Consider the following 3,964-nt stretch of genomic DNA (forward strand, 5'->3'; position numbering starts at 1 on the left):
AGAAGGCCTGTAGCTCAGGTGGTTAGAGCGCACCCCTGATAAGGGTGAGGTCGGCAGTTCAAGTCTGCCCAGGCCTACCAGATTTCAGTTACTCATCGTTAAATGATTACTCGCATAGCAGGCTATGCTTCGCAGTCATTTGCCTAGATTAGCTAAAATCTACGATTTTTTGAGTCTGACTTTAATGAACGTTAAAGCAGAGGATAAAATGCTCTGGGATTGGGGCTATAGCTCAGCTGGGAGAGCGCCTGCCTTGCACGCAGGAGGTCTGCGGTTCGATCCCGCATAGCTCCACCAATTTCCAAAATTGAAATGATTATAAATAAGTGTATTTGCTTGGTTTAAGTTTGAATTAAGTAAAGTGTATTTATTTCTAATCATGCGATTAGAAGCTCTTTAACAATTAGGTAAGTAATAGTAGACGTTGTTTTATGTTGTGATGACATAATGCAACTCATTGCTAAGTGATTAGATTATTCACATATCAGCGAATAATTTAATCATGGATAACGAAAGAAATGAGATTCATATCAAGCGTTATCCGGCGAAAACGTTACGAATGGTCATATATATAACTTAAGTACTAAGATGGTAAAAGGTCGTCTTAGAAGACTACTTCGGGTTATATAGTTAAGTGACTAAGCGCATACGGTGGATGCCTTGGCAGTCAGAGGCGATGAAGGACGTAGTAACCTGCGATAAGCGTTGGTAAGCTGGTAAACAAGCTTTGACCCAACGATTTCCGAATGGGGAAACCCATCTAACATAAGTTAGATATCTTGCACTGAATACATAGGTGTAAGAAGCAAACCCGGAGAACTGAAACATCTAAGTACCCGGAGGAAAAGAAATCAACCGAGATTCCCTTAGTAGCGGCGAGCGAACGGGGATTAGCCGATGATTATTGAATTAGTGGAACGCTCTGGGAAGTGCGGCCATAGTGGGTGATAGCCCCGTACACGAAGATTCAATAGTCACATATTAAGTAGGACGGGACACGTGTTATCTTGTCTGAAGATGGGGGGACCATCCTCCAAGGCTAAATACTCCTGACTGACCGATAGTGAACCAGTACCGTGAGGGAAAGGCGAAAAGAACCCCTGTGAGGGGAGTGAAATAGATCCTGAAACCGTATGCGTACAAGCAGTGGGAGCAGACTTGTTCTGTGACTGCGTACCTTTTGTATAATGGGTCAGCGACTTAATTTTAGTAGCAAGGTTAACCGTATAGGGGAGCCGTAGGGAAACCGAGTCTTAATAGGGCGTTTAGTTGCTGGGATTAGACCCGAAACCGAGTGATCTAGCCATGAGCAGGTTGAAGATCAGGTAACACTGATTGGAGGACCGAACCCACTTATGTTGAAAAATGAGGGGATGACTTGTGGCTAGGAGTGAAAGGCTAATCAAACTCGGAGATAGCTGGTTCTCCTCGAAAGCTATTTAGGTAGCGCCTCGTGTATCACCCTGGGGGGTAGAGCACTGTTTGGGCTAGGGGGTCATCCCGACTTACCAACCCCATGCAAACTCCGAATACCCAGGAGTGCGATCACGGGAGACACACGGCGGGTGCTAACGTCCGTCGTGGAGAGGGCAACAACCCAGACCGCCAGCTAAGGTCCCAAAGTTACAGTTAAGTGGGAAACGATGTGGGAAGGCTTAGACAGCTAGGAGGTTGGCTTAGAAGCAGCCATCCTTTAAAGAAAGCGTAATAGCTCACTAGTCGAGTCGGCCTGCGCGGAAGATTTAACGGGGCTCAAACTGTACACCGAAGCTGCGGATATCTTTTAGATATGGTAGAGGAGCGTTCTGTAAGCTGATGAAGCTCAATTGAGAAGTTGGGTGGAGGTATCAGAAGTGCGAATGCTGACATGAGTAACGACAAAGGGGGTGAAAAACCCCCTCGCCGGAAGACCAAGGGTTCCTGCGCAACGTTAATCGGCGCAGGGTGAGTCGGCCCCTAAGGCGAGGCTGAGAAGCGTAGTCGATGGGAAACAGGTTAATATTCCTGTACTTGTATATATTGCGATGGGGAGACGGAGAAAGCTAAACCAGCATGGCGACGGTTGTCCATGTTTAAGGTTGTAGGCTGAGGACTTAGGCAAATCCGGGTCCTTAAGGCTGAGAACTGATGACGAGATCTCTTTTAGAGATTGAAGTGGTTGATGCTCTGCTTCCAGGAAAAACCTCTAAGCTTCAGATATATAGGAACCGTACCCCAAACCGACACAGGTGGTCAGGTAGAGAATACCAAGGCGCTTGAGAGAACTCGGGTGAAGGAACTAGGCAAAATGGTACCGTAACTTCGGGAGAAGGTACGCCGATTTTGGTGATCAGACTTGCTCTGTAAGCTGAGGTCGGCCGAAGATACCAGTTGGCTGCGACTGTTTATTAAAAACACAGTACTCTGCAAACACGAAAGTGGACGTATAGGGTATGACACCTGCCCGGTGCCGGAAGGTTAATTGATGGGGTTAGCGTATGCGAAGCTCTTGATCGAAGCCCCGGTAAACGGCGGCCGTAACTATAACGGTCCTAAGGTAGCGAAATTCCTTGTCGGGTAAGTTCCGACCTGCACGAATGGTGTAACGATGGCCAAGCTGTCTCCACCCGAGACTCAGTGAAATTGAAATCGCTGTTAAGATGCAGCGTATCCGCGGCTAGACGGAAAGACCCCGTGAACCTTTACTATAGCTTCACAGTGAACTTTGAACCTATTTGTGTAGGATAGGTGGGAGGCTTTGAAACCAGGTCGCTAGATCTGGTGGAGCCATCCTTGAAATACCACCCTGGTATGTTTGAGGTTCTAACTCGGGTCCCTTATCGGGATCGAGGACACTGTGTGGTGGGTAGTTTGACTGGGGCGGTCTCCTCCCAAAGAGTAACGGAGGAGCACGAAGGTGCGCTAAGCATGGTCGGACATCATGCGGTTAGTGTAATGGCATAAGCGCGCTTAACTGCGAGACAGACACGTCGAGCAGGTACGAAAGTAGGTCATAGTGATCCGGTGGTTCTGTATGGAAGGGCCATCGCTCAACGGATAAAAGGTACTCCGGGGATAACAGGCTGATACCGCCCAAGAGTTCACATCGACGGCGGTGTTTGGCACCTCGATGTCGGCTCATCACATCCTGGGGCTGAAGCCGGTCCCAAGGGTATGGCTGTTCGCCATTTAAAGTGGTACGCGAGCTGGGTTTAGAACGTCGTGAGACAGTTCGGTCCCTATCTGCCGTGGACGTTGGAAAATTGAGAAGAGCTGCTCCTAGTACGAGAGGACCGGAGTGGACGAACCCCTGGTGTTCGGGTTGTGTCGCCAGACGCATTGCCCGGTAGCTACGTTCGGACAGGATAACCGCTGAAAGCATCTAAGCGGGAAGCCCCCTTCAAGATAAGTTTTCCCTGGGAATTTAATTCCCCTAAAGAGCCGTTAAAGACTATGACGTTGATAGGCTGGGTGTGTAAGTGCGGTAACGTATTGAGCTAACCAGTACTAATTGCTCGTGAGGCTTAACTATATAACGCCCAAGTGGTTTTATAGTGAATGATTATTCGTACAACGACGGGTAACGCAAATTGGATATGAGTCTTCGTTAGACAGCAGAGATTAAATTAGCTATTACTTGCTATTGTTAAAGACGCAGAATTAAGTGTTGTTGATCAAGTATCAGCAACCGAAGTTTTGTCTGACGACCATAGAGCTTTGGAACCACCTGATCCCATCCCGAACTCAGAAGTGAAACGAAGCATCGCCGATGGTAGTGTGGGAGGTCCCATGTGAGAGTAGGTCATCGTCAGGCTTCTATTAGAAACCCCAGTAGGTCGTCCTACTGGGGTTTTTTATTGCCTGGAAGAAAGTATTGTAAGTAACTCACTTTCGTTTTAATTATGTGAGCAGGTTCTTATCTTGTTGTTTGATTTGTGAACGACTGTAAAGTTTTGACTCGCAAGACATGATTTAATTAATTATT

The 3,964-nt window shown here is 47.4% G+C and carries 2 tRNA genes and 2 rRNA genes; all 4 read left to right on the plus strand.

From position 1 onward, the window contains the following. The first annotated feature begins 3 nt into the window (after nucleotides 1–3). The 4 genes from A3757_RS03390 to rrf all read left to right on the plus strand — a co-directional run bounded on the left by A3757_RS03390 (nucleotide 4) and on the right by rrf (nucleotide 3,793). Nucleotides 4–80, plus strand: a tRNA-Ile gene (locus tag A3757_RS03390). A gap of 141 nt (nucleotides 81–221) precedes the next feature. After that, a tRNA-Ala gene (locus A3757_RS03395) sits at nucleotides 222–297 on the plus strand. A 331-nt stretch (nucleotides 298–628) separates the two neighbouring features. Further along, nucleotides 629–3,511, plus strand: a 23S ribosomal RNA gene (locus A3757_RS03400). 167 nt (nucleotides 3,512–3,678) lie between these two features. Then, a 5S ribosomal RNA gene (rrf, locus tag A3757_RS03405) occupies nucleotides 3,679–3,793 on the plus strand. The last annotated feature ends 171 nt before the right edge of the window (nucleotides 3,794–3,964 follow it).

The sequence above is a fragment of the Oleiphilus sp. HI0117 genome (assembly GCF_001635235.1).